The organism is Streptomyces sp. P5F9 (genome assembly GCF_057961495.1).
In genome coordinates this window covers 1-3,808 of record NZ_JBXVPZ010000683.1, presented here as the reverse complement: position 1 = coordinate 3,808, position 3,808 = coordinate 1, and the positions used below count along the sequence as shown (strand labels likewise).

The window sequence follows — 3,808 nt, the reverse complement described above, 5'->3', positions numbered from 1 at the left end:
GAGGGGGGACTGTGCGAACCATGCCAAGAGCAACCGCCGAAGCGGGCCGGGAGTTACGCTGGGTGGTCCAACGAATGCGCTGGGTACGGGAAACGGGGGCATTCGGGGGTGCGGCGCGGCGCAAGGTTGTTCGCCCGTAGCGGAGGGAACCGGTGCGAACGGCATGGAGTGTCAGTCCGTACGGGTAAGACAATCCCTAGTGGGAGGGGGCGACACGCAGAAAAGGGCGTCTCACGTTCGCCATCGGCGTACTCATGGTGAGGGTAACTGCCTGGCCTGCGGGAACATCGTCTCGCACCATCAGGTTGGAGCAGATGTCGGCGTTCGGGTTCAGGAGGCAGTGTTGGATCTCGGTCCGGTGTCGGCAGTTGGAATGAGCGGTCCCCGCTTGCGGGACTAAGCTGCGGAAGGACAGGGAGGGGAGCGTCCCCTTACTGCCTGACCGCTCTGAGGAGCGATTAACGATGTTCGAGAGGTTCACCGACCGCGCGCGGCGGGTTGTCGTCCTGGCTCAGGAAGAAGCCCGGATGCTCAACCACAACTACATCGGCACCGAGCACATCCTCCTGGGCCTGATCCACGAGGGTGAGGGTGTCGCCGCAAAGGCCCTGGAGAGCCTCGGCATTTCGCTTGAGGCGGTCCGCCAGCAGGTGGAGGAGATCATCGGACAGGGCCAGCAGGCGCCGTCCGGTCACATCCCCTTCACCCCCCGAGCCAAGAAGGTCCTGGAGCTCTCGCTCCGCGAGGCCCTTCAGCTGGGCCACAACTACATCGGCACGGAGCACATCCTGCTCGGCCTGATCCGTGAGGGCGAGGGCGTCGCCGCCCAGGTCCTGGTCAAGCTGGGCGCTGATCTCAACCGTGTGCGGCAGCAGGTGATCCAGCTGCTCTCCGGTTACCAGGGCAAGGAGACCGCCACCGCCGGCGGCCCTGCGGAGGGCACCCCCTCGACGTCCCTGGTCCTCGACCAGTTCGGCCGCAACCTCACCCAGGCCGCTCGTGAGTCCAAGCTCGACCCGGTCATCGGGCGCGAGAAGGAGATCGAGCGGGTCATGCAGGTGCTGTCCCGCCGCACCAAGAACAACCCGGTCCTGATCGGTGAGCCCGGCGTCGGCAAGACCGCCGTCGTCGAGGGCCTCGCCCAGGCCATCGTCAAGGGCGAGGTGCCCGAGACCCTCAAGGACAAGCACCTCTACACCCTGGACCTCGGCGCGCTGGTCGCCGGCTCCCGCTACCGCGGTGACTTCGAGGAGCGCCTGAAGAAGGTCCTCAAGGAGATCCGCACCCGCGGCGACATCATCCTGTTCATCGACGAGCTGCACACGCTGGTCGGTGCGGGTGCCGCCGAGGGCGCCATCGACGCCGCTTCGATCCTGAAGCCGATGCTGGCCCGCGGTGAGCTGCAGACCATCGGTGCGACGACGCTGGACGAGTACCGCAAGCACCTGGAGAAGGACGCGGCCCTTGAGCGCCGCTTCCAGCCCATCCAGGTCGCGGAGCCGTCCCTGCCGCACACCATCGAGATCCTCAAGGGTCTGCGCGACCGGTACGAGGCCCACCACCGTGTCTCCATCACGGACGAGGCGCTCGTGCAGGCCGCCACGCTGGCCGACCGGTACATCTCGGACCGCTTCCTGCCGGACAAGGCGATCGACCTGATCGACGAGGCCGGCTCCCGGATGCGCATCCGCCGGATGACCGCGCCGCCGGACCTGCGCGAGTTCGACGAGAAGATCGCCGGCGTCCGCCGCGACAAGGAGTCCGCGATCGACTCGCAGGACTTCGAGAAGGCCGCCTCCCTCCGCGACAAGGAGAAGCAGCTCCTGGCCGCCAAGGCCAAGCGGGAGAAGGAGTGGAAGGCCGGCGACATGGACGTCGTCGCCGAGGTCGACGGCGAGCTGATCGCCGAGGTCCTCGCGACCGCCACCGGCATCCCGGTCTTCAAGCTGACCGAGGAGGAGTCCTCGCGTCTGCTGCGCATGGAGGACGAGCTCCACAAGCGGGTCATCGGCCAGAAGGACGCCGTCAAGGCGCTCTCGAAGGCGATCCGTCGTACGCGTGCGGGCCTCAAGGACCCGAAGCGTCCCGGTGGTTCGTTCATCTTCGCCGGCCCGTCCGGTGTCGGTAAGACCGAGCTGTCCAAGGCCCTCGCCGAGTTCCTCTTCGGTGACGAGGACGCGCTGATCTCCCTCGACATGTCGGAGTTCAGCGAGAAGCACACGGTGTCGCGTCTCTTCGGTTCGCCCCCCGGATACGTGGGCTACGAAGAGGGCGGCCAGCTCACGGAGAAGGTCCGTCGCAAGCCGTTCTCGGTCGTCCTCTTCGACGAGGTCGAGAAGGCCCACCCGGACATCTTCAACAGCCTTCTCCAGATCCTGGAGGACGGTCGCCTGACCGACTCCCAGGGCCGGGTCGTGGACTTCAAGAACACGGTCATCATCATGACGACCAACCTCGGTACGCGGGACATCTCCAAGGGCTTCAACCTTGGTTTCGCGGCCACGGGTGACACGAAGTCCAACTACGAGCGCATGAAGAACAAGGTCTCGGACGAGCTCAAGCAGCACTTCCGCCCCGAGTTCCTCAACCGCGTCGACGACGTCGTCGTCTTCCCGCAGCTCACCCAGGACGACATCCTCCAGATCGTCGACCTGATGGTCGGCAAGGTGGACGAGCGCCTCAAGGACCGGGACATGGGCATCGAGCTCTCCCAGGCCGCGAAGGAGCTCCTCTCCAAGAAGGGTTACGACCCGGTGCTGGGCGCGCGTCCGCTGCGGCGCACGATCCAGCGCGAGATCGAGGACACGCTCTCGGAGAAGATCCTCTTCGGCGAGCTGCGTCCCGGTCACATCGTGGTCGTGGACGTCGAGGGCGAAGGCGACGCGAAGACCTTCACCTTCCGGGGTGAGGAGAAGTCGGCGCTTCCCGATGTGCCGCCGATCGAGGACGCCGCCGCTGGTGGCGCGGGTCCGAATTTGAGCAAGGAGGCGTAAGGCTCAGCGGTTTGGGTTTTACGGCTGGGAAAGGGGCCGGTGCTTTTGGGCACCGGCCCCTTTCCCATATTCGGGGCCGGGGTCAGAGGCGGTCGTCGGTTAAGACTCAGTACATCGACCGTGTCCGGATTGCCCACGGCGCCGACGAACTCGCCCAGCGTGGGCGAACCACAGATCGTCAGCCGATGCCAAGGGCGCATCAACCGCAGTGCGTCCAGATGCTCGGGCGATGCGCAGACCACGAAGAGATCGTCCCGCGGCAAATGGTCGAGTACGTCGACTGCGTACTCCCGGGTGCCGAACCGGTCCCAGGTGCCCGTGAGTTGCCGCCTCACATCGAGGGACCGGTGGCTGCGGAAGCGTCGCAGTACCGCCAGTGCTCCATCGGGTTCCGCCGCGCCGAGGACCGAGGCGGTGATCGTGACGGCCTTTGCCTCCTCGTCCGTCAGCCCCTCTGGCCCCGGCAACAGCTCCAGGACCAGCGGCCCGGCGCCCGCCAGGGTGTGCGCGTCCTCCCTTGTACGCGGCGGAATCAGCGTGGCCGCCCGTCTCTCGACCTCTGCCCGCACATGTGGATTCAGAGCCGTCGCATGCTCCAGGTATGCCAGCGCGAGCAGCGTCAGGCGGATGACGTCCTCCCACTGGACGTCGTCCGCGCGGCTGGTGAGGACGTCGAGGTGGCCTTCCTTCACGGCGTAGCGCGCGCCCAGATAGTCCTGGAACGTGCGGTGGACGAAGTCCACTACGCCCTCGGCGGGTTGGCGCAGCAGGCCGCTGCGGAGCATCAGGGTGCGCAGGACAGTGCTCGCGTCGCC

The 3,808-nt window shown here is 66.6% G+C and carries 1 protein-coding gene and 1 pseudogene; one reads left to right on the top strand and one right to left on the bottom strand.

Translation table 11 applies throughout. The annotated features are described in order from the left end of the window. Positions 1-464 precede the first annotated feature (464 nt). A complete protein-coding gene (locus tag AC31A1_RS48420) occupies positions 465-2,993 on the top strand; it encodes an ATP-dependent Clp protease ATP-binding subunit (protein ID WP_033286115.1) in 2,529 nt (842 codons plus the stop codon). Positions 2,994-3,073: 80 nt separating this feature from the next. Here AC31A1_RS48420 and AC31A1_RS48415 read toward each other — a convergent pair. Then, positions 3,074-3,808 (bottom strand): annotated as a pseudogene (locus AC31A1_RS48415) (NACHT domain-containing protein); the annotation flags it as partial.

Excerpts from the sequence above, each read along its gene's own strand:
- AC31A1_RS48420 (WP_033286115.1), top strand. The coding sequence starts at position 465 with ATGTTCGAGAGGTTCACCGACCGCGCGCGGCGGGTTGTCGTCCTGGCT.